Origin of the sequence: Dyella terrae, assembly GCF_004322705.1 — a bacterium.
Lineage (GTDB): Bacteria > Pseudomonadota > Gammaproteobacteria > Xanthomonadales > Rhodanobacteraceae > Dyella_D > Dyella_D terrae.
This window is the reverse complement of sequence record NZ_SIZZ01000001.1, coordinates 2,345,619-2,370,690: the sequence shown is the minus strand read 5'-3', so window position 1 is coordinate 2,370,690 and position 25,072 is coordinate 2,345,619. Positions and strand designations below refer to the sequence as shown.

Genomic DNA, 25,072 nt, shown 5'->3' with positions numbered 1-25,072 from the left:
AAGCCGGCATCCACGGACCGCCACATCGTGCACTCACCAGCACGTGTCCGAGCGCGCTCCGCTTCGATCGAACCAAAAGCCCGCCACACACCCCACGCGCCGTCATGCCGGCGAAAGCCGGCATCCATGGACCGCCACATCCTGCACTCATCAGCAGGTGTCCGAGCGCGCTCCCCTTCGATCGAACAAAAAGTCAGCCACACACCCCACGTGCCGTCATGCCGGCGAAAGCCGGCATCCACAGGCCGCCACATCGTGCACTCACCAGCACCTGTCCGAGCGCGCTCGGCTACGACCGATCAAAGTGCCCGCCACACCCCCCACGCCACACGCCCCACGTGCCGTCATGCCGGCGAAAGCCGGCATCCACGGACCGCCACATCGTGCGCTCACCAGCACGTTTCCGAGCGCGCTCTGCTACGACCGATCAAAACGCCCGCCACACACACCACGCGCCGTCATGCCGGCGAAAGCCGGCATCCACAGGCCGCCACGTTATGCACTCACCGGGCATGTGTCCGAGCGTCCTCAACTACGACTTCCGATATAGCAAGCCGGCGTGAATACCTCCGTCACGTCATCGACTCTTTACATCGGCCAGTCGCAGGGGTAATTTCCACTCCGTTGCAACCACAACATGTTGTGTATCGATGCCAAGCCTTTAACAAGTGCTGGTGTCACAAAGACAGCTCTGGGGGGAGTTGTCGAATACCAAGGCAGGGAAAAGTCCAGGCGCTTAGGCAGTGCTTAGGACTGAGCCATACAACAAGAACCGAAAGCTCCGCGAGGTCAGGAAGCCGATGAGCACACTGCGTGCACCAGCCGTGGGTAAGACAATCAACCGAGATGGCAACGCCGTGATACCGCTGCAACCTGCGTCCTACGACATCTGGGACAAGAAATACCGCCTGAAATCGAAAACGGGCGCGCCGGTCGACGGCAGCGTCGACGAGACTTACCAGCGCGTCGCGCGCGCTTTGTCCGACGTCGAAGCCACGCCGGAACTTCGCGAACACTGGAACGAACGCTTCCTCTGGGCCCTGCGCCGCGGTGCCATTCCCGCCGGCCGCATCACGTCCAACGCGGGCGCGCTGGAACACAAGCCCGCCACCTCCACGATCAACTGCACCGTGTCCGGCACGATCCGCGACTCCATGGACGACATCCTGGAGAAGGTGCACGAGGCCGGCCTCACGCTGAAAGCCGGCTGCGGCATCGGCTACGAATTCTCGACGCTGCGTCCGCGCGGCGCCTACGTCTCCGGTGCCGGCGCCTACACCAGCGGCCCGCTGTCCTTCATGGATATCTACGACAAGATGTGCTTCACCGTGTCCTCGGCCGGTGGCCGTCGTGGCGCGCAGATGGGCACGTTCGACGTCAGCCATCCGGACGTGAAGGAATTCATCCGCGCCAAGCGCGAAGACGGTCGCCTGCGCCAGTTCAACCTGTCGCTGCTGGTCACCGACGGCTTCATGCAGGCCGTCGAGCACGACCAGGACTGGCCGCTGGTCTTCCCGGTGCACGTCAAGGAGCAGGACGAGGTCGACCTCACCGACGCCGCCAAGGTGGTGTGGCGCGAGTGGCCGACCCACGAAAACTACGTCGAGCGCGAAGACGGCCTGGTCGCCTGCAAGATCTACGGCCACATCCGCGCGCGGCACCTGTGGGACATGATCATGGTGTCCACGTATGACTTCGCCGAGCCGGGTTTCATCCTGATCGACAAGGTCAACGAGATGAACAACAACTGGTGGTGCGAGCACATCCGCGCCACCAACCCCTGCGGCGAGCAGCCGTTGCCGCCCTACGGCTCCTGCCTCCTGGGCTCGATCAACCTCACCACCTTCGTGCGCGATCCCTTCGGCCCCAAGGCCCGTTTCGACTGGGACGAATACCGCGAGGTGGTGAAGATCTTCACCCGCATGCTCGACAACGTGGTGGAGATCAACGGCCTGCCGCTGGAACAGCAGCGCAACGAAATCCTCTCCAAGCGCCGTCACGGCATGGGCTTCCTGGGCCTGGGTTCGACCCTCACCATGCTCAAGTTGCGCTACGGCAACGCCGACGCGGTGTCCTTCACCGAAGACGTGTCCCGCGAAATGGCGGTCGCCGGCTGGGAAGTCGCGCTTGAGCTTGCCCGGGAAAAGGGCCCGGCCCCGATCCTGCTCAAGGACTTCACCGTCACCGGCGACATGCTGCGCAAGCGCCCGGAAATGGTCGCCGACGGCTACAAGGCCGGCGACACGATCCCCGGCCGCATCCTGCACGCCAAGTACAGCCGCTACATGCAGCGCGTGGCCGAGGTGGCCCCGAACCTGGTGGCGGACCTGGCCGAAACCGGCGCGCGCTTCACCCACCACAGCTCGATCGCGCCCACCGGCACCATTTCCCTGTCGCTGGCCAACAACGCCAGCAACGGCATCGAGCCGAGCTTCGCCCACCACTATTCGCGCAACGTGATCCGCGAGGGTCGCAAGACGAAAGAGAAGGTCGAGGTGTACAGCTACGAGCTGCTGGCCTACCGCGCCCTGATCAATGCGCAGGCCATGCCGTTCACCGATGACGCCCAGGCCAAGCTGCCCGAATACTTCGTTTCGGCCGACGACATCAGCCCCAAAGAGCACGTCGACATCCAGGCGGCCTCGCAAAAATGGATCGACTCGTCGATTTCCAAGACAGCGAATGTCCCGACCGATTATCCTTACGAAGATTTCAAAGACATCTATTTTTACGCTTATAAACAGGGCCTCAAGGGTTGCACGACGTTCCGATTCAACCCCGCCGCGTTCCAGGGCGTGCTGGTCAAAGAGGCCGATCTTGAGAGCACCCTCTACCGCTTCGAATTAGAAGACGGTAGCGTTATCGAACTGAAAGGCAATGAAGAGGTGGAGTACGACGGTGAAATGCACACCGCGGCCAACCTCTTTGATGCTTTGAAGGAAGGCTATTACGGTAAGTTCTGAGCACAGGCCGGCAGCTTGACTGAAAGCTGCCGGCCTGTTCCCGGAACCACGTTCGAAGCCTTGTTGATAACTACCCGTAGGCCCACGCCAAGTACTGAACCAACGTCGGAGGGGAAACCCACATGTCCATCGATACCGAAATGAACGCTGTTGAAAACACCGCCGCTGCCGAAGCTCCGGCCGCTGCTGCCCCGGCCAAGAAGGCCCGTCGCAAGCCGGCCAAGAAGGCCGCAGGTGCCAAGAAGGCTGCTGGCGCCAAGAAGACCGCCAAGAAGGCCGTGAAGAAGGCTTCCGCCAAGAAGACGGCGAAGAAGGCTTCGACCAAGAAGGCTGCTGGCGCCAAGAAGGCCGTCAAGAAGACCGCGAAGAAGGCTGCCAAGAAGGCCGTGAAGAAGACGGCCCGCAAGGCAGCTGCCAAGAAGGCCGTGAAGAAGGCCGTCAAGAAGACCGGCGCCCGCAAGGCCGCTGCAAAGAAAGTCGCCAAGAAGGCCGTGAAGAAGACGGCCCGCAAGGCTGCAAAGAAGGTCAGCAGCAAGAAGACGGCCAAGAAGGCCGCAACCCGTAAGGCAGCCCCCAAGAAGGCTGCAGGCAAGAAGAAGACGGCCGCCAAGGCCGTCAAGCGGTCCACTGCCAGCAAGAAGGCAACCAAGGCTGCGCGCAAGCCGGCCCGCAAGGTCGCCCGCAAGAAGAAGTAAGTTGCTTTAAAACGCCCGGCCCGGCCTTTGCGCCGGGCCGGCGCGTCTCCGGCCCACGCCGCTCCTCGCGCCAACGCATCCAGACAAGAAGCACACGACCATGGCGATCAAGATCGAAAAGAAGATCAAGGGCTACAACGTCGTCAAGCCCGAGGACAAGGCAGCCACCCCCGCCGCACCGGCACCCTCCGCCACGCCGGCCGCTTCCCGCGAAGCGCCCATGGCCGAGGTGATCCAGATGCACGAGAGCCTTGAGCGTCCCGAGATGCTCGTCGGCTCCACCTACAAGATCAAATCACCGCTGTTCGAGCACGCGTTGTACGTCACCGTCAACGACATCGTCCTCAACGCCGGCACCCCCCATGAGCAGCGCCGCCCCTTCGAGATCTTCATCAACTCGAAGAACATGGACCACTTCCAGTGGATCGTGGCCCTCACCCGCATCATCTCCGCCGTCTTCCGCAAAGGCGGCGACGTCACCTTCCTGGTAGAGGAGATGAAGGCCGTCTTCGACCCCCGCGGCGGCTACTTCAAAGCCGGCGGCATCTACATGCCCAGCATCGTCGCCGAGATCGGCGCGGTGATCGAGCAGCACATGAAAACCATCGGGCTCATCCATGATCCCGATATGGACGAATCCACCAAGAAGTTGATCGCTGAGAAGCGGGCGGCTTATGAAGGCAAGAAGGCAGAGGCTGGCGCTGCTGAGAGCGCGTCGGAAAATGGCTTCCCGGCCGGGGCGACCCTTTGCGCCAAGTGCAATACGAAGGCGCTGGTGCTGATGGATGGGTGTCAGACTTGTTTGAATTGTGGGTATTCGAAGTGCGGTTAAGCCGGACATCGCAATTAAGTTACTAAGAAAGGGGTGGCAGTGATGCCGCCCCTTCTTGTGACTGAGTCCGGAATGAGCGACCTCCATGCGCGCGGATGCCAGCTTCACGCCCAAGGCAAGCCGGCTGACGCTCAGAATATCGCGGTAGTTCTGAAGCCGATTTCTCGGGGGTAAGGATGAGCTGGTCTCGAATCCTATCGCCAATCGCGGCCGCAAGTGCGATGTCAGTGAGCGCCCATGCCTCTGGTAAGGAACAACCCATGCTGAAAAGCGTTACCTACATGAGTGCATGGGGGCCACGCCCACGAGGCAGAAGTTGCGGCTCAGTACGGTTTTTGGATCGCACTACGCAGAGTATCGAGCGGAAGGGTTTGAAAGCCTCGCCGTCGCGAAAGCTGTCAAGTGAGGAGTGGCGCAACGTGGAAAACCTTGTGAGCCGAGCCGTTCGACAGGCTTCTGATTGCGCGTCTTCGCCTACGGATGTTTTCGAAACGCTGAAGATCGTGAATGGTGACGACACTCAGATCTCAGTTGAACTCACTGGATGCGTATTCGATCAGGGCGCCAACCCTGCAAAGAGGCTGGTAGGTTGGCTTGAACGGCACGAATAAAGCCTCCCGCATCTGGAAGATAAGCCACAGGAAGCCGACCAGTGATTACTCATCCCGAGCTTGCTCTTCTGTTCTGCATACTGGTGCTTCCAGCGGCACTGGTTGGCCTGGCGATTAGTCTCTTCCTTTGGAAAAAGGCCGGATTGGACATCGTATCCATGCGCGTCGCCCTGCTGGCGCTATTTGCGGTTGCTTGCACTACCGTGGTTACATTCTTTCTGTGGGTGGGCGTTCCAGCGCTCTCAGATGGGATTGTCTTTAAATCCATCCTCCGGCAGATGATCTTCGTCCCGGCGATCATCGCAGCTCTTGTTTCGTATCCGATCGTTACGTGGATTGCATTCAAAACGCGCAGAACTTAGAAGATCGGGACTTCGAAAGGACGATGGTGAAACCAGACCTGGAAGTGTCTGTTGTAGACCCTTGGCGGACATCAGTGACAAAGGAACATCTAGGGGCGCAGATGTATTGATCTCTGCCAGCGATGTGGCCTTTGCCAGGCTCAGTGATGTCGGCGGAAATTTGTGGAGTCGCAAAATAACTTTGCCGAGGGGCACCATGGACCTGGTCCAGACAATCACCGAAAACGAACTCGGGTTCATTGCCGGCCTCGACTACGGCCAGGACCGAGACCGCCATGAGGCGGCACTGCGTCTCGTAATCAACCAGCAGGGAGGTCAGCTGAAGAAAGCCCAGCAATGGTTCCCTTATGAAGTGATTGAGCTGGGGGCACATCATCTGCAGGTTGGTCACGAGCGGGAGTTTGCGATCTGCACGCTTCTTGTGATCCGCTCGGTCAGGTCGGGGTTCGACAAGGCAACCGACCTGGCTGAAAAGCGGGCCGCTAGGGATGATGACTATCGGCTTCTTCCTGCCAACCTACGGGACGCGATTGATGTGGAATTCTCCGATGCAATCCGTGCAGGGCCCAAACATTGAGAGCACCGAAATGTTCGCCATTAGGTCAGCTTCATCTGACAGTGAGGTTCGATTCCTGGATCGCCTTGGCGACGAGTTCGTCGTAGAGCTCCAGGGCCATGGCGTGACTGCGACGCAATGGGTGTCTGCGTTCACTGATCCCCAGGGCCTTCCCGGATGGTTTAAAGATCTGGCGTCGTGTGCGCTTCCCTGGAAGGGAGTGAAGTCCTGGGCGACGCTTGAAGGCGAGTTCGATATCTCTGCGACTTGTTCCCCTGGCGGGAGCGTGACTTTCACGGTGTCTCTTAAGGGGCTTCCCGGTAGTGCCGAAGAGTGGTGTGTTACGGCGGGAACTAGCAGCGAGCTGGGGCGTTTGACGGTCATTGCCGGCGAGGCTCAGAAATTCTTTGAGAGTGTTGCGTGCTGAATGGGCGCCCTCTCATGGAGCGTGCGTCTACGAAGTACAGGCGCGTAAGGAGCGCGCGGTTAGGCATGGACATTTTAAAAGTATGGAACACACTTGAAATGTTTCGAATGATGGTTGCGGATATGCCTTCATCAGACCCAAAGTTTCGGGCATGGCTGGGGATCTATCCGATCAATCCCAATTCCGTGGCCGGTTGTCAGTTCCTCACCAGACAGGGTGTCGCGAAGTTTACGGGGCAGTCATTTTTTCATGTCAGGTTCTTGGAGCTGGACGTGAAGTTTCTTAGCGACAACTATCATCCATGCGAATCCGACTTTGCGACGATTACTAGCCAGCTGGTCAGGGGGAGGCTTGGTCTTGCCACAGCGTTGCACGAATTCGGTGTTGCAGTTGTTGATCTAAAGATGCCTTACGAGTCCGACTATCCCATCTGAACGTCGAAGATTGCTTTAAGGCGAGTGGAAAATGAACCCGCCGCCATTAGGTGCTGGCGTTGCCGATGATTTGGGGCGGATCGTCGTATTGAGAGCTTTGGGAAGCGCTGTGGAGAAGGCCGTCTCAGGAGCCAGGCGACGTGAGAAGCCTCAAGTCGACCGCCCTTCAAAGCCAGAAACACCGAGGAGATCGCGGTGCTTGATGTTTTCGTTACATGGGTAAATAGCATCAGGTCCCGTCATCCGTGCAATCGACGGGATGTGCGAATTTGGATGGCTGTACCGAGTTCCAATCCTTCCGCTTATGTGGATATTGACGCGCCGAATGTAGTTGCTCGAATTACCTTCTGGAATAGTGGTGACTATCACGCCGAGGTCCTTTCTAAGGGCACCGGCGACAACATTTATGCATCGCTCGGGCACTTTGAGAGCAACGTGTCGTTGGATGATGAGTTCGCGGAGTTCTTCGAATCGTTGAATCAAGCCAGGAAGTGACTCGCATGGGCAACAACATTGAAGAGCCCCTTGAGCGAGCTTGCCTTTATGGGCATGAAGGTGCGGTCGTGACAATCAAGATGGACGGAGCGCGCCTCCTGACCGGCATTCGAGCGATCTATACGGACGTCATATCTGGTGGAAGGTTGGCGGTCGATGATTTATTTCGTCAGAAAGGCGAGAACCTCGCCGAACTGGTTCATGAGACCTAAGGGGTCAGAATACTTTTCCTGGAGACCTAAGGGGTCAAACACATTTCCTGCAGCAACGTGCTCTGATGTCGAGTCGAATTCACGCAGCCATCGAGGCCGAGCTGCAATGCGCTTCCCAGATTCAGCTCCGAGTGCGGACGCCTTAAAGCTTTCTGACGCCTTAGATGTTGTCAGGGCCGGCTTCGACACGGCAACCGACTTGGCCGAGAAGCGGGTGGCCAGGGAAGTTGAGTATCGGCTTCTTCCGGCCATCCTCCGGAATGCGATTGATGCGGAATTTCGCGATGATATCCGTGCGGAACCTGGATACTGAGAGCGCTGAAATGTTCGCCATTGGGTATTACCCCAAAGCGGATGCGGTCATTAGACAAGGTGCCGGCAACTCAAGGAAATTTATCCGGATTTTCCGAGCAGCGTCCAAGGAATAGACACAGCATGGCTGATCGAATCATTCTGGCCGACTATGTCCGGCCCGACCGCCGTTACGCTATTGATGTTGATACCGGTCTGTACACCCGCGACCAATCCAGCGCATACAAGCTCTCGCGCAAGGGGGCGTCAGGCTTTGGCTCAGAGAAACGCTTGTTGATCAACGGGAGGCGTAGGGTCGCGCTGGTCAGTGCTTACGTCAGAGATGACCGTTGGATCGTTCGAATCGACGGTGCCACGTTCGTGTTTCCAGACCCAGATAAGTCCGTCCTGCTCAAGAGGAGGGGGCTCTTCACCTGGCTGTTTCAAGTTGAAGATGCCCGCGGAAAAGTCCTGGAGGGGGCGTACAGACATATTGGTCTGGGAGACTGGCCTGATCATGGAGACATCTTTCAGTTCATTCAAAGGAGCACTTCAAGCAAGGCATCGACCGTTGGTTTTTGTAAGGTTTGGCATCGAGTTCAGAGCGGACTGAGCATCACAGACCCTGAGTTCATTTCTTCCCTCACAAGCATCCCATAGCCAGGCCAAGTTCCACTTGGGTGTGCCCGCTCTTCTTGACCAAGGTAAATTGAATTGTCGAGATCACAATCCAAAAGGGACGTTGGATTTCATGGGATGTTCCTTGAGGTAAAAGAGAAGGCTGATCGGATGCTATCGGCTCGTGGATTCCTTGCGCTTCCGATTGATCCAAATGAACCTGAAATGGCTCTTTGGCAAAAAGAGATCTTTTCTGGATATGACTTCTTCGTCATGTTTTCCATCAGCAGACGGGACGCAGAGAAAGGCTTGCTGAGTTTGTCCGTGCATCTCGGCGTGGACTCTCGCTGGCAGTTTGAATTTGAGTCAAACGCGGGTGTTCGTACCAAGTTTCATCCTGGTGACGAAAAGGCATACGTAGGGAACGTGGTCGTCCCCCTTCAATGGCTAACGGCGATCTGGCCGCCGGCGCTTCCGTCATTCACCGATTCCATGCTTCGATGGAGGGATGTGCCTGTGGCGAACGCCCTCAATACCATGGATGACGTCTTTTACTATTTTGACCGTCAAGGTTTGGCCTTTCTTGAGATGGTGGGCACCGAAGAGGGGTTGATTTCCACGCTGCTTAATCTCGAGAATTTTCCGGGAAGGCGCGGTAGCGGTGGTCCAGTTGGGCCTCGGCCATTGCTTTCCGCGGCTGCTTTATTGTGCAGGCGCAGGCAGTTCGATGAGGCCATTGGTGCGGTTGGCAAAGCTGAGGCAAAAGCTGAGAACGACCTGCGCTCCGACAATATCAGCCAGGCCTCTTTCGAGGAGATCAAGTCGCTATATGGCTTGTATCGTGGCGCCATCATTGACCAATCCCTGCAGGCACTTCACTAAGCGATCGTTCGCATTTCGGTCTGGGGCCAGGGCGTGCTTTTCCAGTTGGCGACATGCCTGGCGAAGTGGGAAGTCGATCCATAGGTCTCAGCCGTTCGACGGGCCGCCTTTGTACAAATAGTCTGAACGTGCTCTCCCAGCAATTGCAGACCCCGAATGCAGCGTAGATTGAGTCAGCGTTGGTTGAGGCGCCCGTTGCACGCATGGGGCGAGAGCAGGCCAAGGAGGAGTCATGACAACTCTTGGATACACCCTGGTGACAACATTTGCCGCCCTATGCATCGTAGGCGCGGGAGCACTCATCTGGGCGCTCTTCTTCTCAATCCGAATGACTTTCCAGTTCGAACAGCGAGGCGTCGCCTATTCCCGCGCCACGCTCTGGAATCCCATGAACGCCATACTGCGCCCGGCGCTGCTCAGTGATGCTGGACGCCAGTCGCGACGACTCGCCCTGAAAGGGCTTCTAGTGTTCGCGGCAGCCTATGTATGCGCAGGCGCACTTGGACTGGCAATCAAATGGATGGCCTGAGGGATTTTTCTCTTGCAAAAGCCAGCTCAACAGTTGCGTTGCACATTCGCGAATGACCAGCAAAACAAGGCATTTTCGCAACGCCCACCAAGCCATTCCCTAAAGACACTCATCCCCAACTTTTGTTAGTGTCCCTCCCGCTGCGTGTCATCACCGTTCAAACGTCGACACGCAGCACATCGCCCAAACACATGAAGCGATGGAAGCGCGGGCCAAGGGTGCTGTAACACCACAAGGCCCGCTGACCACCACCAATACGGATGGTATTGAAGATGGCTAAGCCGAATTCTACGGCATTCCCCTACGCGTCGCGTTCACTGAGCGACCCTCTCACCGATCCCCGGGACGTCAGCACTCTCCGCAGACGCGGTTGACGACCTGCGGCTGCTCGCCGCGCGCGGGTCGTTACGAGCGAATTCGAGCAAGTCAGTCCTATTAGCGGAGGACTGACGGCGGTCGGCCGTTCCCACTCGACAACCAAGCCTTCCGGTGCCCGGTCTCGGGCAGGCCGGTGAGCCTTCATGGTTTGAACGATGTTGCGCGGCACGTCGTGCGTGCATGGCGTGTCGCGCGCTTGAGGGAGAGGTAACCCATGCATATGCACGTCGGCGCGTTCGTGTGCCATGCGCTTCGCAATCCTCATTGCGAACCAACGCAGCAACTAAGAGATATCCAAAACAATCGGAAGGCACTTCTTAAAGAGCAGGGCGCTCGCTCGCACCACGCCAGGGGCGGCGCATGACGCCGTCGTCCCGACCCACCATCCGCACCGACTTGACGGACAACCTCGCCACCCTCTGGCAGGACCCGATCTGGGACATCCTGATCCCCGCCGTTCTGCTCACCATCTCCGCCATGGTCGTCGTCGGCCTCATGCTTTGGTGTGAGGCACTAAACGCGATGGAAAGACGCTCCCTCTGCTCTGCCATTACCTCCTGGACGCCTGACAGGCTGCCCACACAAGTCGTCCACTCCAAACGCGCCCTGTCCATCGAAGAGGACGGCATCGCGTGTCCCACCTACGTCATCGAATGCGACGACGGTCGTCTCCTGTGCCTGCGCGGCATGTACCTGCGACAACTGGTAAGACCCCACTTCCGCACCTTCCCCTCAACCCAGTTCAGGCTGATCCGCTACACCGACGACGCGAGGCAATTCGTCGTCCGGCCCATGGGCGACGTTTACCTGCCCGAGGTGATCCGGGTGTCTATGGGGCGGGCGAGTGGTCTGGGTATCGATCTTGTCGACGGGACCTTTCTGTCACGCTGGACTTATGAGTGGTTGAGGAACGTGCTCTTGGCGGACGATCGGGGAGCGTGACGGCGGGTCCGCCGCATTGCTGGGTCGGGTTCAGGCAGTCACAGGATCAGAGTGCACTTCTTCGGCAGAACGCTTGCCAGCCTTAGCCAAAGGGCAACGCACAAACATGACTCTGCCAATCGAAGGAATTTTCGAACTCGCGTTGAAGGCTTATCGTCGCTCTGAGCCGAGCTATCCGAGAACCGCCAGGTTCAAGCCACACTCATGCTGAGTGACAACGTGCAATGCGCTTCGCTCCGCACTGCTTGATGCACAACAATCAGCCGACAGATTGCCGTCAGCCAAACGAAAGGCGCCCCATAAGTATTCCGAAAGGAGCCTCAGGAAATACTTAAGTGACTGAAGGACACAGCCAAGCCAGGGGTCATGCTGGTACACCGCATGAAGCGATGGTCACTTGTGACAGATGCCTGATATCGGTGCTTCGTGAAAAAAACCACGGCTCATGCTTTACCGCAGCCTTTGCCGCGCCGCGGCATCTACAGAATCCTTGTTTGCCGACCTAATCATCGGTTGGGCAACACCATCTTGCTTACGCCGCTTATTCAGGAGCTGGAGCAGCTCTATCCCGGCGCGGAGATTGATGTTCTTGCGGAAGGCGACATCGCCGAAGAAGTGTTCTCCCATTTCTTCAGCATCAAGAACGTGTTCTGCCTTCCCAGGCGTGGATTCAAGCATCCCGTAGCGTTTCTTTCGCTGCTGCACAGCGTGCGGCAAACGTACTACGACCTGATTATTGATCCGTGTCTCGGCTCCGGCTTCAGTCGCGCCATGACGCTGCATATGCGTGGTCGGTTCACGCTTGGTTTTAGTGATGACCGCCGTGGGTCAGGCCTGACGCACGCCGTGCCAACGGATGTTGCGGGCAAGCACATGGCTCGCAGGGCCATCCATCTGGTTCGCTGGGCCTGCACGGAACACACAGGCCAGGTGCAGGCATCGGCATCGTATCCTTCACTCGACATCCGCCTGTCGAGCGAAGAGCGGGTACAGGGTTTGGCCGCATTACGACAAGTCCTCGATGAGGGTGAGCGCGCGGCAGATCATCCTGTCGTCGGCATATTTGCGAACGCAACGGGCGCGAAGCGCTATTCGTCGGAGTGGTGGGCGCAGTTCATTCAGAGCTTCAAGAGCAATTGCGCTGCCTCAAGCATCGTCGAGCTGATTCCGGCGCATGGTCATTCGATGCTGGGCGAGACGTGCGGGGGCTACTACTCATCCGACATACGCCGGATGGGCGCGGTCATGGCGAACGTCGACCTGATGATCTCAGCCGACTGTGGCGTGATGCATCTGGCCGTGGCATCGAAGGTGCCGACCGTGGGCTTGTTCAGTGTGACGGACGCTTCGGTCTACGCACCGTACGGGTCCGGCTGCTGTTCACTGCTAACAACGGGACGCTCACCGCAGGATGCCGCGTCACAGGTGGTGCTTTCGTTTGCCTCGATTCTGGGTAGCCCAAGACAAGGCGGAAGCCGGCGCGACGCACCGTCCAACGAGCTCGGCGCTGGCGCGCATCGGCAAAGCCATTTCGACCAGCTTGGACTTTCTATTTGATGGTGCGGCGCGTCTCATGGGAGCAGGCGGCCATCGGCGCGCAAGCGCCCGCAAAGGCGAAGGGTCCCTACGAGCTACTTGAACGATGGCTGCTCATGCTCGCTGCCGTGGTGCTGTTGGCGGCGGGCATCGGCATGCGTACGCCGACCCCATCCGACGAACCCCGCTTTGCACTTGTCGCACACCAGATGGTGGCGTCGGGCAACTGGCTCATTCCTCATCGAGGAACCGATTGGTACTCTGACAAGCCGCCGCTGTTCATGGCGCTGCAAGCGGCATCCTTCAAGGTGACGGGAGACTGGGAGATTGCTTTCCTGCTCCCCTCATTACTCGCATCGCTCGGCACGCTGTGGCTTGTCTATGACCTGGGGCGGCGGTGGTGGGGTCATCGCGCGGGGCTGATGGCCGCGCTTGCACTCCTTTGCACGGTGCAGTTTGTCTTTCAGGCCAAGCGCGGCCAGATAGATCCCACGGTGACGTTCCTGATCACTGCTGCCAATGCTGGCTTGTTGCGGCACCTCGTGCTTGGCCCCAGCCGACTGGCTCTATGGGCAGGGTGCTTTGCCGCAGGTTTGGCGGTGATCACCAAAGGGGTTGGCTTTCTGCCCTTTTTGATACTCGTGCCATGGTGGTTCGCCAGGCGGCTTCGCTGGAACGGGCTTGCTCCGACCGGCGACGGCGCCAAGGCGTGGGCCGGAGGCATCGTCGCGTTTTTCGCGGCGATGGCGCTTTGGCTGGTGCCCCTTGCGCTCTACCTCAATACGCACCGGTCACCCGCTGCGCAAGCGTACCTGGACGACATTCTTTTCAATCAGACATTCCATCGGTACGTGCACCCGTGGAATAGCTTTCAGCCGCCCTGGTTTTACCTGGAAGTGATAGCTACTTCGTGGCTGCCGCCCGCACTGGCACTGCCATGGCTGGTCCCTGCATGGCGAACGGCGTTGAAGGGCAAGGACGCGCGCTTGCTGTTGCCCCTGGCCTGGGTCGTGATCGTCATCCTGTTCTTCAGTTTGACTCGCGCCAAGCGCGACGTGTACATCATGCCCGCGCTGCCCATGTTTGCGCTTTGCAGCGGGCCATGGCTGGCCGGGATCCTTGAACGGAAAGGGGCGCAATGGGTTGCCATTGGGTTCCTTCTGGCGCTCGCGTCCGTGACTTTGACGATCGGAACGCAGGGCCTGATTCACCCCTCTGCGTGGATCAACCGATTTGTCACGGCGCGTCAGTTGGAACCGTCACAGGCGCGCGTCATCTGGTGGAGTCTGACTGTCGTCGGCGCGTGGCTGGCGGGGTGTGCGGCGATACTCCGGCTGCGCAACGCGGGCCTGGCCGTATTGGTCGGTCTGGGCGGCATGTGGATCGCGTGGGGAGTGGTCATGGCGCCCGTGCTCGCTCGTGCCAGCTCGCCTGCACGACTGGTCGATCGCGTTGAGCAGGTCGTGGGTCCCGATAGCCTGGCGTTAGTGGCATGGAAAGAAGAGATTCCACTCGGGTTTGACCGACAGCTGACCGATTTTGGATTTGTCACGCCGTGGCATGAGCAACTCGCTGATGCCATTCGTTGGCTGGAGCAGGCGCCGCAAGATCGGTGGGTACTTGTCCAGGCGGCGGTGATGTCGCCCTGTGTGCGCGAGGACATGACGACGGATGTCGGGGTGACCAGTGGCCGCCACTGGCGGCTGTTTCGTCTGGACGCGGTGCGTCCCGAGTGTCACGGCGGTGAGGTGCCGACGGGGCGTGCTGAGTCATGGGGCGACATCGATCGCTTGCCATAGATGTTGCCAATCCCACCACCGTGAAACCTGTCCTCCCATCACCCGACCGATACCCGCATCACGTGACTACGACTGATCCAGAACGCCCCATGACGTCGGTCGTTCTCCGCAATCCCATCAAGTACGTTCAGGCTGCGCCCTGGCTATGGTGCTGGTTGCTCGCTGCACTCGTCGCCATCTTTCAGCACGGCCCGATGCCGATGTACTCGACGCGCACCTTATCCGTCGCGTGGGAGATGTGGATTCGGGACAGCTTCCTCGTTCCCTATCTCAACGGCATCCCGTATAGCGACAAGCCGCCGTTGTTGCTGTGGCTGATTCACCTGGGTTGGGCCGTGGGCGGAGTGGGGGATGTATGGCCGCGTCTCCTTGAAGTCGCCCTTGGGGCCGTTCAACTTTTACTCGTCCATCATTTGGCCAGGCGCCTGTTTCCGGAGCGGCCAGCGCTGGCGCACGCGGCGCCATGGATGCTCGCGGCATTCTCGTTTGCGTTCCTGTTTGGCTTGCAGGTGATGTACGAGGTGTTGCTCGCGGATGGTGTGTTGTTGGCGTTCCTCTGCCTCGTGCCCACATCGAAGCGCCAGTCGCCCCGGTTGACCTGGTTCGCGCTGGCGGTGGGCCTCGGCTTGCTGAGCAAAGGGCCGGTGATGTTTCTCCACGTCGTGCCCCCTTTGCTGCTCGGGCCATGGTGGAACGAGTGGGCTCGCGCCAATAAAACCCGCTGGTATCTCGGCGGCATGGGTGCGCTGGTCGCCGGATCGTCGATCTTGCTCGCCTGGGTGCTGTTGGCAACGTCGTCAGGGGGCGAGGCCTACAGTCAGAAGCTTGTGGTGCATCAAACCGCTGGGCGCGTGGTTGATGCCTTTGCACACGCGCAACCGTTCTGGTGGTACTTGCCGCTGGTGCCGGTGCTGCTGCTTCCTTTCGCCTTGTGGCCGAGAATGTGGCTGTCCATGGTCACGCTAAGGCGCCCATGGGACATGGGGGTGCGCTTCCTGGCCGCCTGGATCGTTCCCGCGTTCATCGGCTTTTCGATCGTGAGCGGCAAGCAGCCGTATTACCTGCTGCCCGAGCTTGGTGGGTTGGCGCTTCTGGTCACGTACGGTCTTGACCGCGCCGCGAACCGGTTTGACTCGCCGTGGCTGGGCCCATGGCCCGTCGCTCTTGCCAGCGCCGCGGTGGGTGTCACGTTGATCGCCTTGGGTCCACTCGTGCGTAGTGGCTATGTGACCGATCACACGTACACCATGCTGGTGCCTTACAGCGTTGCGTTCGGCATGCTGTTTGTTCTGCTTGCCATCCCGTTGGCACGGTCCAGGCGTGGGCAGGTGCAGGGCATCGCCGTGGTGGGGCTCATCGCGCTCGTCGCGGCCCATGGCATGTTTTCGCTCACGCTATGGCCCGCGTACGACTTCACGCCGGTGGCGAAAATGATTGCCAAAGCAGAGAGCGCAGGCGAACCGATCGCCAACCTGGAATCCAATGACGGGCAGTACACCTTCCTCGGGCGCCTGCAGAAGCCTGTCACCCAGCTGCATGGCATGGATGAAGTGAAGCGATGGGCTGATACGCATCCGAACGGACTCATCATCACGTACCCGCGGCGGCTTTCGGATTCGGACCGGGAAGATGCGGTTTATATCCAGCCGTTCCGTGGCATCTGGCTGGCTATCTTGCCTGTACGCGCTTTCGAAAACGCGCAAGCGAAACAGTGACTGGATGATTCACTGGTTTGAATGCGATCGCGCGGCACGTCGTGTCGTGGTCTTTAGCGAGTGAAAGACCGCGGTGGAGCACGTCGATTGGGTCGACGTGCTCCACCGTATCACTTCACGTCTTCAGCATTCCCCTGAGCCACGCCCGATATCTCGAACGGGGCCATCACAACACCGGTCGACCTTGAGCTTCCCGAGTGTGCTCAGTGGGCGAGCGCACCCTCATCTCCCGGTCTAACCATCCGCTTGGTCATCCAATGACCGCGGCGGTGTGCGATCACGAGCAGCATGACCGCTGCGATGGTCCACGTGATGCCGGTGACGACTGAGCCTTCGACACCGTAAGCGCCTCCGGAAAGCCATTCGGGGCCGCTCGTGGTTATCTGCACCCAGCCACGCGCCGGATGTCCAGAGACGGGCACCGCGAAGACCGCGTCGTTCAAGAAATTCCAGGCGAAATGCATGCCGATCGGCAGCCACAGGCGGTTGGTGGCCAGGTAGGCGCCGGACAGCGCCAGCGATGCCGCTGCGGTCATCAAGGCTCCCAGCACACTGAAGCCTTCGTTCGGCATATGCGAAGCCACGAAGATCACGGTGGAAACGACCAGGGCGATCTTCGTGCCCCACGATTTCTGAAGCAGGCCGAAGACGATGGCGCGGAACACGATTTCCTCGAAGCAGGCCACCATCACTTGCTCGGGCAGTGGCTTCAACAGAACGATCGGATCGGCCGTGCCGGTCACGGCAAAGGCGCCGCAGGCGAGCAGCACGGAAGACGTCGCCACCACCAGCAGTGCGCCGATGCCGAGGCCGTGCAGCAGTTCGCGACCCGCGCCATCCACGGCCAGTTCCGATATAGGACGGCGCTCCAGGTGCGTCACGTACAGTCGATAGCCGGCGACCGCAAAGCCCGCCGCCAACAACATCGGCCAGCCGACACGCAGCGCTTTGGGAACGAGTTCAGTGAGGCCCAGCGTCACGAACATCGGCACAATCGTTGCGAGGATGCCCAGGATCGCCAGGGTTAACGGGTAGCGCAGGATACGAGTGCGCAGCGGCAGCGATGCGGTCACGGTGTACGGCTGGGTACTCATGTGGGCTCCTTGTTGTGGGTCCGCTCTCGCGCGTCACGAATCCTTGCGCCGAACGGTTGTTGCTCCAGCGCGGCGATGGCCTGCGCCAGTACTTCCGAAAGCGGGTACGGCAGGTCAGCATCCAGGCTCGCCGCGGCCGCCGTCGTCGCCGCCCAGCAGCGATGGAGTTGCGGCAACAGCGCGCGTCCCCGGTCGGACAGTCCAATCAGCCGCTGCCGCCCATCGGCGGCGGACGAGACACTGTTGAGCAGGTCCTTTTTCAGCATCAACGCAACCGTCTGCGTTGCCGCCGGCTGGGTGATGCCGGCCGCCGTGGCGATGTCCCCGATGGTTCGTGGTTCCTTCGCCGCCAGGGCGCGGATCACAGGGGTAAAGCGCGGGCGATAGTCGAGGCCGGCTTCCGCGTACGAGGTGGCCACCGCGCTATCGAGCAGTTCGATCAGATGGCGTAACTGGGTGCCGAGTCCTTGTTTCATGGTTGAGATGCTATCTCATTTACATAAGGGCTTATATAAACTTATGGCATGCCTGATCGACCCCGCCTGCACGGCAAATCGCCCATCGGTTCTGGCGACTTAAGTGCACTCTGACCCCGGTTTGCCGTTTGGCCTCACATCGGATGGATGAACCACCTCGCGGCCCGCGTCGCGTGTCCGGTGGCATCAGTCACGCGCACGCGGGGCTTGTCGAGGGAAAGGCCGAGTGCGACCCGGTGATCGCTTAGCCACCTGCCAAAGGCGGCGTTGCGCGACCGACGGGCTGGTGTGTCTCGCTCGGATACAAAGGCGCCCGTGAGGTCTTTGATGATGTCACTTGTATGGATGAGGGCAGATCCGCTGGCCAGACGCCGGGCAAGGACACGCCTCACGTCCTCGCCCCACTCGCTGAAGCTTGCCGGCCAGGGACGACGCCCATGGCCCGTATCCTGGCCAATCAGTCCTGCGATCATGCCGAGAGCTTGAGAAAGCATCGATGTAACGGCCTGTAATGGTTCGATGGGATGGTTCATGGTTTCCTCGCGTCAAAAGGGGTTCTCTCCATAGCGCGTGGCCATAACGTGTTAAACACTTCTGATCCTGTCTTGGTCCGCCGGGAGCCGTATGAATTCGGATATTGAAAGGCAGCTCCAAGCCAGCTATCCCGCCCTTTACAGCCACCTCGCACCGCGCTGGGAGGGAGCGCCCCTCTTCGAGTGCGAAGACGGCTGGCGCGCCATCGTCGAGGCCCTGTCGCTGCGGCTCATGCCGTACGCCGACCTGGGGCTGTCCGTGACGACGGTCAAGCAGAAGCTCGGTGCCTTGCGTATTGGGATTGAGCTTGTACCGGGCGACCGTCGAATCGAAGACTGGACGAGAGTCGATCGATGGATCCACGAGGCGACCGAACAGAGCCGCGTGACATGCGAACGATGCGGTGACGTTGGTTGTATGCGGACCGAGCAGGGCCGCAGGCACCCGCAGGTGCTTTGCACCCAGTGCGCCAAGGCGCGGGGGTGTGCCGCTCCCTGATAAGTATCGGGGATGCCGTTGAGTTTCCCGGACGCATCCCATAGTGCAAACTGGAACGGTTCTTCGTCAGGGGCCAGCAGGCCCGGACGACAGCCGACAGGGGGCCATGAGAAGGAACATCTCCACACACTCACAGAGGCGACCGGTCACTGACCGCACTCGACCCCGGGCCAACAACGCAAACAGGGAGAGGGATATGTATCGGACATTTGCGCGATGGACCATGGGCGTGATCGCCGCGCTGGGTGCCACGGTGTCAGCGGCGCAGGCGCCACCCGCCGGAGGATTGCCGCCGTGGCGTTTCCAGATGACGCGGGAACAGGTCATGGCCTTCACGGACTACGGTCCCTACAAATCCTTCAGCAATGGGGATCTCGAAACCTATGCCGGGCTGTTCAATGGCCACAGGCAGAACGTCCAGTTCTTCTTCAGGGACGGCAAGCTGGCGAGAATCGGTATCTATCTCTATGAAGGCCAGGATGCCAAGGCGGGAGCCAAAGTCTGGGGCGAGGCGTACGCCGCCCTGAAAGCGAACTTCGGCGCTATGGAACTCCCCAACGTGCAGGTTGAGCCGGGCACCGACAAGGATCTTCCGCCCGAGGCGGTAGGCGTCGCAGGTGGCGTCAACGTAACGACCACGGGCAAGGATCAGATGGCTCCGCTCAAGCAGCCGTCCGACAAATTGGTCTTCGCCAGCTTCAGGAGCGCACTCGTGCGAGGCGAAACCTTCTATTACGTCGTTGTCTACTACGACCCACCGCACAGCTGAGCCTGAGGGCGAGTGCTTTCGGCGGTTGCTCCTTTTTCAGGGCAGCCATGGGGATTCAGCGCGGAACACACGAGATCAACCTCAGGGGGCGATGGTCATGCAACTAAAGTACGAAACTCACTACATACCAGCGCTCTACACGATCGTTGGGATACTTCTGGTGGTCAACCTTCTGGCCCTGATGAGTGGCGCCTGGCTAGCGCTCATAGCCATCGGCATACAAGTCGTCATCATCGCGTCAGTCTACGCGCGCAAGACGTGGGCCTATCTTGTCGTCAGAGTCTGGTCGGCGATCTGCATCCTCGCTGGTGTGCTGATTTGGTTGGCGGTGCTTCTGCGTGGCTTCGAGTTTTCACACTCCGCCGGATACATGATCTTCCAGACGTTGCTTTTGCTCGTGGGTCTCTATTTCTTCAAGGGCGCCAAGGTGGCGCTAATGGCGCGAGGCCCTGCGGAATCGACGCCTCCGGAGATGCATCAAGAGGACATTTGATGTCCGCTTTCAACCTGTGTCGGGCATGCACCATCGTGGCGGGGCAGGGGTGTGCGACACGCCGTCTGGAAACGTCGGCTTTCGCGGATATCAAACATGTCAGGGCGTTGCGGGGGATAAGCGTATGAGCTGGACGTCCTGGGGTACGCGTCTGGCCATCGAGGGTTCTCCGTCGAGACTGGTCAGGAGAGCGGGCCTTTTCTGGTCCAGGTGGATTGAACTGGATCGCGTGACTCAGGTGGTGGCGAACAATACGGACGCATGGACGCACGACTGCATCTGGCTGACCTTGACATCGGATGACAGACGCATGCTCCAGATATCGGAGTTTGATTCGAACTTTAAGCGCGTCATTGAGCAACTGGCTACGCAGTTTCCGGGGATTGAACGATATGCCGAAGCAGTGCCCGCCGTTCCGCTTGAATACACCCGGCTGGTGCTTTGGGTGGCGCCGGGACTGTCGCAGTCGGTGTGACGGGACATCGCCACTGGCATTCCCGTTTGCCGTTTGGACGATTCTTTTGGTGCTCGCCTGCATACGCGAGGAAGCAGTCAAACCCGAGGCTGTGTTTGCAGCCATGTTGGTGGCCACTTCATGAAGACCCTTCGCTCCATCCTGATAGCACTGACGATCACGTTTCTCTGCACCGCGTGCGCTTACTCGCGCGATTTTCCAAAGCGGGATCGTTCGTCGGGTTTGGATCTGTCATCCACTGCCAAGCGATTTAGCGTGCCTCATTGCGAGGTATCGGTGCCACTAACCCAGGAAGAGGTGCTCCGCGCGGTCGAGCTGCAGGGCGTCCCGCATCCGGAAGACAGGCCGGACTGGCAGGCAATGATTAAGGATCTCAAGCCGAACGATCAACTTCGTCAGGTTACTTGCCTCACGACGGGCAGCAGCGGATTGGCCGCAGGAGACGTCTTCTACGGCCTGTTTCGGGATGGAGAGATGGTCGCTGAGATGCACACGATCATCATCAATTAGGCAACTCAATGTCGCCCGACCCATCCGTTGAGGTGGAGTCCGCAGGCGAATGAACCAACGGGACCGGACGTGACCGATCCCGTTGGTGCGAACCGCTGGCAGTTACTTGATCTGCGGCAACGTGAAGTCGCCGCCATAGACGATACCCACCACCGTTTCCAGAAACGCATTGGTCGGGATGCGCTCACCGTTGGTTGAGTACGCGATCGCCACGCCATCCTTCGGGTTATAGATGACCCGCGAATGAGAGCCCAGTACGTCTCCGCCGTGACCAAGGAAGCGATTCTCTCCGTACGGGAACTCCGCCAATCCTCTGCCCCAGCCATCGTGGCCCGGAATGGGCTTCATCTGCTCCAGCGTTGCCTTGTTCAGAATCTTGTGCTGAAACAGGCTGACGATCAGCGTATTCAGATCCCGTGTGGTGCTTGCGATATCGCCAACGCCGATCACATTGGAGTAATTGATGTCCTTGATCTCCACCCAATGCCCCGCGAACGTATACGACTTGAAGGTATTGGAGGGATGCGACTTTGTTGACGCAAAATTCTGAAGCCCCAGCGGTTCTGCAATCTCCTGCGCGACGATCTGATGGTACTCACGCCCATATTTTTTCTCGAGGATCATCCTCAGCAGAAAGTAGGCGGAGTTGGAGTAGGCGACGCGCTCACCGGGCTCGAATGCAACTCCCTGGCTTTTGATCTCGTCCAGGATGTCCCCCTGGCTCACTTCGTCAACGACCCAAACCGAGCCGTCCTTGATCGCGAAGTTCTTCAGGCCACTTGTATGTTCCAGCAAGTGCCTGATGGTGATCTTTTGCGCGGATGGCATGTCGGGGAAAAAGTCCGATAGCTTGTCATCCAGGCTCAATCGCCCGGCTTCAACCAGCTTGAACGTGAGGATCGCCGTGACCATCTTGGTGACTGACGCGATCTGATACTTGCTGTATTCATCATGGGCAACGTCAGGCAGGTTTTTCTGTCCGAAGCTTCTGGCATAAACCTCGCGGCCGCCTTTGAAAATGGACACGCTGCCGACGCCACCATCGTTGGCTTCGACATCGTTGAGAAAGTCATCCAGCCTTTTCTCGTGCACGCCTTGTTGTGAGGAAGGGGCCGCGTGCACCGCTTGCGAAAGCGCGAACACCGGAAGGAACAACAGCAGTGCAGCCAATCTCGTCATATCGCCCGATTCGATTCAATGGTTTCCGTTGCGTCCATGGCGTCATTTCCCTGCAACAAGCAACATCCTCGCGCGGGACTGGCGTCCCTTTGCATGATGAGCAGGGCAGCGCGGATCGCGCAGTGTCTTGATGAAAGGTCAAGTGAGCGGGCCGTCCCTTTACCCGGATGATCCCGTGATTCCATCAGGGTAAAGGCTAGCCTTGTTGGGATGGATTTCAGAATGGGTCATTGGTCACTGTGTTGCCAGATGCGCTTCGGTCCCTTTGCGTTGCTTCTGGAGTTACCGGTCCGTCCCGATTTCCCCGGTTGTGAGCCCGATATAGCAACGATAAGCTTTGGTAGGACCCGTGTACGGCGCGGGATCTTCTCTCGCGTTTGGGACGTATCGCCGGACGACGTGTCCGGGTATTCAGCCTGAAGGTGTCTGGCCTGCCCCATGCAAATTCGTCAAGCAACGGATGCGGATCTCGAAGCCATGTGGCGCATCTGCCAGGCAGTGATTGCCGCAGGGGATGGCCTGCCATTCTCGGGTGACTTCGACCGGGAGACTTTCCGGTCCCACTGGTTCGGGCCGCACACGCCATTCGTTGCCGTTTCGGGCACGGACATTCTGGGCATGTACAAATTTGGCGCCAACTATCCCGGGCACGGTGCGCACGTGGCGAGCGCCACCTATCTGGTCAGCCCGGAAGCCCAGGGCCAGGGGATCGGGCGCGCGCTCGTCCAGCACAGCCTTGCCCAGGCGCAGGACGCGGGCTATATGGCGATGCAGTTCAACTACGTGGTGAGTACGAATGCACCGGCGGTGGAGCTGTACAAGAAACTGGGATTCGCCATCGTCGGAAACTTGCCCAAGGCTTTTCGCCATCAACAGCTGGGCCTGGTGGATGCCTATGTCATGTTCCGGTTCCTGGCATCGCCAGACAGCTGAGCATTGGCACAGACCCGTGACCCCAAATCGGGGCCAGGTTCACTTCATGCGATAGGTGAAGGTCGCCAGCGCGGAGCCACGGGAGGTGCCTGCCGTCGACGCTGGCGCGCGGATAGCGCGACGTTGCGACCCGCGACCCATGCCTTGGGTTGGCCACCCCGCCAATCGCGAGCGCTGGTGCAGCCACCTTTAGCCGACAGTCTGCCCGTGGCCCGCCAACGCATCGGCAGCGATAGCCCCGTTCAATATGTCTTTCACGGCCACCAGCGCATTGCGCACGGCCGCCCCGCCTGCGTAGAAAAGCAACTGCAGGATGGCCTCGATGATTTGCTCCCGCGTTGCGCCCGCTTGCAGTGCCGCCTGGGTATGGGCGCGCAGCTGGACCACCGGATGCCCCAGCGTGACGCAGGAGGCGATGACCACCAGTTCCCGCGTCACCTTGTCGAGGCCCGGGCGACACGCCACGCCGCCCAATGCCCACTCGATCGACATATCGGCGAAGTCCGGGCACAGGTCGGCCATGTCGCTGATCAGCGCATCCGCCGCACCACCACCGAACGCTTGCTCCAGATAGGCCATGCCGCGTGGACGTAGTTCCTGGTTGGGAATCAAGGCACATCTCCTTAATCAAGTGGTTTGCGATGACCGGGTCGGCCATGGGTCAAACCTTAATTCCGCATACACGATCGATAAATGGCGATATATTTCATTCTTCCGATAATGGCATTTAATAATCATGGACAAACTGGAGAACATGGCCGTCTTTGTCCGTGTGGTCGAGCGCGGAAGCTTCGCCGCCGCTGCCGAGGATTTCCGCATCTCGCCCGCCATGGCCGGCGTCCATGTGCGTACCCTGGAGGAGCGCCTGGGAGCGCGCCTGATCCACCGCACCACGCGCAGGCACAGCACGACTGAAATCGGGCGGCTCTATTACGAGCGCTGCAAGCAGATCCTGGCCGACGTCTCCGATGCGGACGCCTGCGCCGCCCAACTCAAGTCGCGACCGCAGGGCCGGCTCAGGGTGGCCTCGCCCGTCTCCTTCAGCGTGCACGCGCTGGCACCGTCCTGCCGTGATTACATCGCCGAGAACCCCGAGGTATCCATTGATCTGGTGGTCAGCGATCGCCCGGTCGACATGCTGGAAGAGGCGATTGATGTCGCTGTACGCATCGGCGAACTGGAAGACTCCTCCATGATCGCCAGGTCTCTGAGGCCTTACCGATCCCTGATCTGTGCCGCGCCGGACTATCTGGACCGATACGGCCACCCGGAGAAACCGTCGGACTTGTCGAGCCATCGTTGCTTGGGCTTCGCCCACCCGGTGGCTTCCAGCGAGTGGACGTTGAGTGGGCCCCAGGGCACGATCCGCGTTCCCGTTACGCTCGCTTTGACGGCCAATAACGGGGAGGCTTTGCGCATGGCTGCACTGAGCGGGCTTGGCATCATCATGCAGCCCGAGATCCTGCTTGGCGACGACGTTCGAGCTGGGCGGCTCGTGCCGCTACTCGCGAAATTCCTGGTACGCCCCAAGCCGATGCATGTCCTTACTTTTCCCGATCGAAAGCCGACACCGAAGATCCGTAGTTTCGTCGATTTCCTGGTGGCCCGTTTTGGCGAGTCCGATCGAGCTTCATCGTTGAAAGACGTCCCGTAGATCAAGCTGGAGTCCGCACCAAAAGAGGGATCAGCCGAAGACGGTTACTTCCTTGACCGTAAGGGGGTCGGGTGTAGTTCGCCGGCGATATTGCGTCGACCGTAAGGGGGTCAGGTGTAGTTCGCAGGCGATATTGCGTCGAGTGCGATCTTCGGCCGCCGAACTGCTGGCGCATCCAGC

The 25,072-nt window shown here is 59.6% G+C and carries 28 protein-coding genes; 23 read left to right on the top strand and 5 right to left on the bottom strand.

Features of this window, described 5'->3' with window-relative positions:
* Positions 1–800 precede the first annotated feature (800 nt).
* The 16 genes from EYV96_RS10740 to EYV96_RS10670 all read left to right on the top strand — a co-directional run bounded on the left by EYV96_RS10740 (position 801) and on the right by EYV96_RS10670 (position 16,277).
* The gene (locus tag EYV96_RS10740) at positions 801–2,963 is read left to right on the top strand and encodes an adenosylcobalamin-dependent ribonucleoside-diphosphate reductase (RefSeq protein WP_131151404.1); all 2,163 of its coding nucleotides are present in this window, start codon (positions 801–803) and stop codon (positions 2,961–2,963) included.
* Between the two features lie 122 nt (positions 2,964–3,085).
* Positions 3,086–3,658 carry a histidine biosynthesis protein HisIE gene (locus EYV96_RS18785; protein ID WP_165488656.1) on the top strand — a complete coding sequence of 191 codons (573 nt, stop codon included), beginning with the start codon at positions 3,086–3,088 and terminating at the stop codon, positions 3,656–3,658.
* Positions 3,659–3,758: 100 nt separating this feature from the next.
* On the top strand, positions 3,759–4,490 hold the full coding sequence (locus EYV96_RS10730) for a TSCPD domain-containing protein (protein WP_131151403.1): 732 nt from the start codon (positions 3,759–3,761) through the stop codon (positions 4,488–4,490).
* A gap of 652 nt (positions 4,491–5,142) precedes the next feature.
* Positions 5,143–5,463, top strand: a complete 321-nt coding sequence (locus EYV96_RS10725) for a hypothetical protein (RefSeq protein WP_131151402.1) — start codon at positions 5,143–5,145, stop codon at positions 5,461–5,463.
* 196 nt (positions 5,464–5,659) lie between these two features.
* On the top strand, positions 5,660–6,040 hold the full coding sequence (locus EYV96_RS10720) for a hypothetical protein (RefSeq protein ID WP_131151401.1): 381 nt from the start codon (positions 5,660–5,662) through the stop codon (positions 6,038–6,040).
* Positions 5,952–6,446, top strand: a complete 495-nt coding sequence (locus tag EYV96_RS19085) for a DUF6228 family protein (RefSeq protein WP_425478725.1) — start codon at positions 5,952–5,954, stop codon at positions 6,444–6,446. Before EYV96_RS10720 ends, EYV96_RS19085 begins: the two co-directional genes overlap by 89 nt.
* A 65-nt stretch (positions 6,447–6,511) precedes the next feature.
* On the top strand, positions 6,512–6,880 hold the full coding sequence (locus EYV96_RS10715) for a hypothetical protein (protein WP_131151400.1): 369 nt from the start codon (positions 6,512–6,514) through the stop codon (positions 6,878–6,880).
* A 195-nt stretch (positions 6,881–7,075) separates the two neighbouring features.
* Positions 7,076–7,375: an immunity protein TriTu family protein gene (locus EYV96_RS10710; protein ID WP_425478724.1), complete on the top strand. Its 300-nt coding sequence runs from the start codon at positions 7,076–7,078 to the stop codon at positions 7,373–7,375.
* A gap of 5 nt (positions 7,376–7,380) precedes the next feature.
* Entirely contained in the window at positions 7,381–7,587 is a 207-nt protein-coding gene (locus EYV96_RS10705) for a hypothetical protein (RefSeq protein WP_131151398.1), read from the top strand.
* 435 nt (positions 7,588–8,022) lie between these two features.
* Positions 8,023–8,538 carry a hypothetical protein gene (locus tag EYV96_RS10700; protein ID WP_131151397.1) on the top strand — a complete coding sequence of 172 codons (516 nt, stop codon included), beginning with the start codon at positions 8,023–8,025 and terminating at the stop codon, positions 8,536–8,538.
* Positions 8,539–8,634: 96 nt separating this feature from the next.
* A complete protein-coding gene (locus EYV96_RS10695) occupies positions 8,635–9,378 on the top strand; it encodes a hypothetical protein (RefSeq protein ID WP_131151396.1) in 744 nt (247 codons plus the stop codon).
* Positions 9,379–9,610: 232 nt separating this feature from the next.
* Entirely contained in the window at positions 9,611–9,907 is a 297-nt protein-coding gene (locus tag EYV96_RS10690) for a hypothetical protein (RefSeq protein WP_131151395.1), read from the top strand.
* Between the two features lie 738 nt (positions 9,908–10,645).
* Positions 10,646–11,227: a hypothetical protein gene (locus EYV96_RS10685; protein ID WP_131151394.1), complete on the top strand. Its 582-nt coding sequence runs from the start codon at positions 10,646–10,648 to the stop codon at positions 11,225–11,227.
* 426 nt (positions 11,228–11,653) lie between these two features.
* On the top strand, positions 11,654–12,784 hold the full coding sequence (locus EYV96_RS10680; protein WP_131151393.1) for a glycosyltransferase family 9 protein: 1,131 nt from the start codon (positions 11,654–11,656) through the stop codon (positions 12,782–12,784).
* On the top strand, positions 12,784–14,562 hold the full coding sequence (locus EYV96_RS10675) for an ArnT family glycosyltransferase (protein WP_131151392.1): 1,779 nt from the start codon (positions 12,784–12,786) through the stop codon (positions 14,560–14,562). The genes EYV96_RS10680 and EYV96_RS10675 overlap by 1 nt, the downstream gene beginning before the upstream one ends.
* Before the next feature lie 89 nt (positions 14,563–14,651).
* The gene (locus EYV96_RS10670) at positions 14,652–16,277 is read left to right on the top strand and encodes an ArnT family glycosyltransferase (RefSeq protein ID WP_131151391.1); all 1,626 of its coding nucleotides are present in this window, start codon (positions 14,652–14,654) and stop codon (positions 16,275–16,277) included.
* Positions 16,278–16,480: 203 nt separating this feature from the next.
* On the opposite strand, the gene EYV96_RS10665 is transcribed toward EYV96_RS10670, so the two are convergent.
* The 3 genes from EYV96_RS10665 to EYV96_RS10655 form a co-directional block, all read right to left on the bottom strand.
* Positions 16,481–17,350 (bottom strand): CPBP family intramembrane glutamic endopeptidase, encoded by an 870-nt coding sequence (locus tag EYV96_RS10665; RefSeq protein WP_165488655.1) that lies wholly within the window; start codon positions 17,348–17,350, stop codon positions 16,481–16,483.
* 17 nt (positions 17,351–17,367) lie between these two features.
* Positions 17,368–17,847, bottom strand: coding sequence for a MarR family winged helix-turn-helix transcriptional regulator (locus EYV96_RS10660; RefSeq protein ID WP_131151389.1), 480 nt, complete (start codon positions 17,845–17,847; stop codon positions 17,368–17,370).
* A 134-nt stretch (positions 17,848–17,981) separates the two neighbouring features.
* On the bottom strand, positions 17,982–18,380 hold the full coding sequence (locus EYV96_RS10655) for a hypothetical protein (protein ID WP_131151388.1): 399 nt from the start codon (positions 18,378–18,380) through the stop codon (positions 17,982–17,984).
* Between the two features lie 91 nt (positions 18,381–18,471).
* On the opposite strand from EYV96_RS10655, the gene EYV96_RS10650 reads away from it, so the two are divergent.
* From EYV96_RS10650 to EYV96_RS10630, 5 genes are all read left to right on the top strand, one after another.
* The gene (locus EYV96_RS10650) at positions 18,472–18,879 is read left to right on the top strand and encodes a hypothetical protein (RefSeq protein WP_131151387.1); all 408 of its coding nucleotides are present in this window, start codon (positions 18,472–18,474) and stop codon (positions 18,877–18,879) included.
* Positions 18,880–19,075: 196 nt separating this feature from the next.
* On the top strand, positions 19,076–19,648 hold the full coding sequence (locus tag EYV96_RS10645; RefSeq protein ID WP_131151386.1) for a hypothetical protein: 573 nt from the start codon (positions 19,076–19,078) through the stop codon (positions 19,646–19,648).
* Positions 19,649–19,745: 97 nt separating this feature from the next.
* Positions 19,746–20,141: a hypothetical protein gene (locus EYV96_RS10640; RefSeq protein WP_131151385.1), complete on the top strand. Its 396-nt coding sequence runs from the start codon at positions 19,746–19,748 to the stop codon at positions 20,139–20,141.
* 124 nt (positions 20,142–20,265) lie between these two features.
* Positions 20,266–20,616, top strand: a complete 351-nt coding sequence (locus EYV96_RS10635) for a hypothetical protein (protein WP_131151384.1) — start codon at positions 20,266–20,268, stop codon at positions 20,614–20,616.
* A 120-nt stretch (positions 20,617–20,736) separates the two neighbouring features.
* On the top strand, positions 20,737–21,126 hold the full coding sequence (locus EYV96_RS10630; RefSeq protein WP_131151383.1) for a hypothetical protein: 390 nt from the start codon (positions 20,737–20,739) through the stop codon (positions 21,124–21,126).
* A 102-nt stretch (positions 21,127–21,228) separates the two neighbouring features.
* Here EYV96_RS10630 and EYV96_RS10625 read toward each other — a convergent pair whose 3' ends face one another.
* Positions 21,229–22,296, bottom strand: coding sequence for a serine hydrolase domain-containing protein (locus tag EYV96_RS10625; protein ID WP_240732409.1), 1,068 nt, complete (start codon positions 22,294–22,296; stop codon positions 21,229–21,231).
* Between the two features lie 447 nt (positions 22,297–22,743).
* Here EYV96_RS10625 and EYV96_RS10620 point away from each other — a divergent pair, with 447 nt between their 5' ends.
* Positions 22,744–23,238: a GNAT family N-acetyltransferase gene (locus EYV96_RS10620; protein WP_131151381.1), complete on the top strand. Its 495-nt coding sequence runs from the start codon at positions 22,744–22,746 to the stop codon at positions 23,236–23,238.
* A 189-nt stretch (positions 23,239–23,427) separates the two neighbouring features.
* On the opposite strand, the gene EYV96_RS10615 is transcribed toward EYV96_RS10620, so the two are convergent.
* The gene (locus tag EYV96_RS10615; RefSeq protein WP_131151380.1) at positions 23,428–23,850 is read right to left on the bottom strand and encodes a carboxymuconolactone decarboxylase family protein; all 423 of its coding nucleotides are present in this window, start codon (positions 23,848–23,850) and stop codon (positions 23,428–23,430) included.
* A 124-nt stretch (positions 23,851–23,974) separates the two neighbouring features.
* Here EYV96_RS10615 and EYV96_RS10610 point away from each other — a divergent pair, with 124 nt between their 5' ends.
* On the top strand, positions 23,975–24,892 hold the full coding sequence (locus EYV96_RS10610) for a LysR family transcriptional regulator (RefSeq protein WP_131151379.1): 918 nt from the start codon (positions 23,975–23,977) through the stop codon (positions 24,890–24,892).
* The last annotated feature ends 180 nt before the right edge of the window (positions 24,893–25,072 follow it).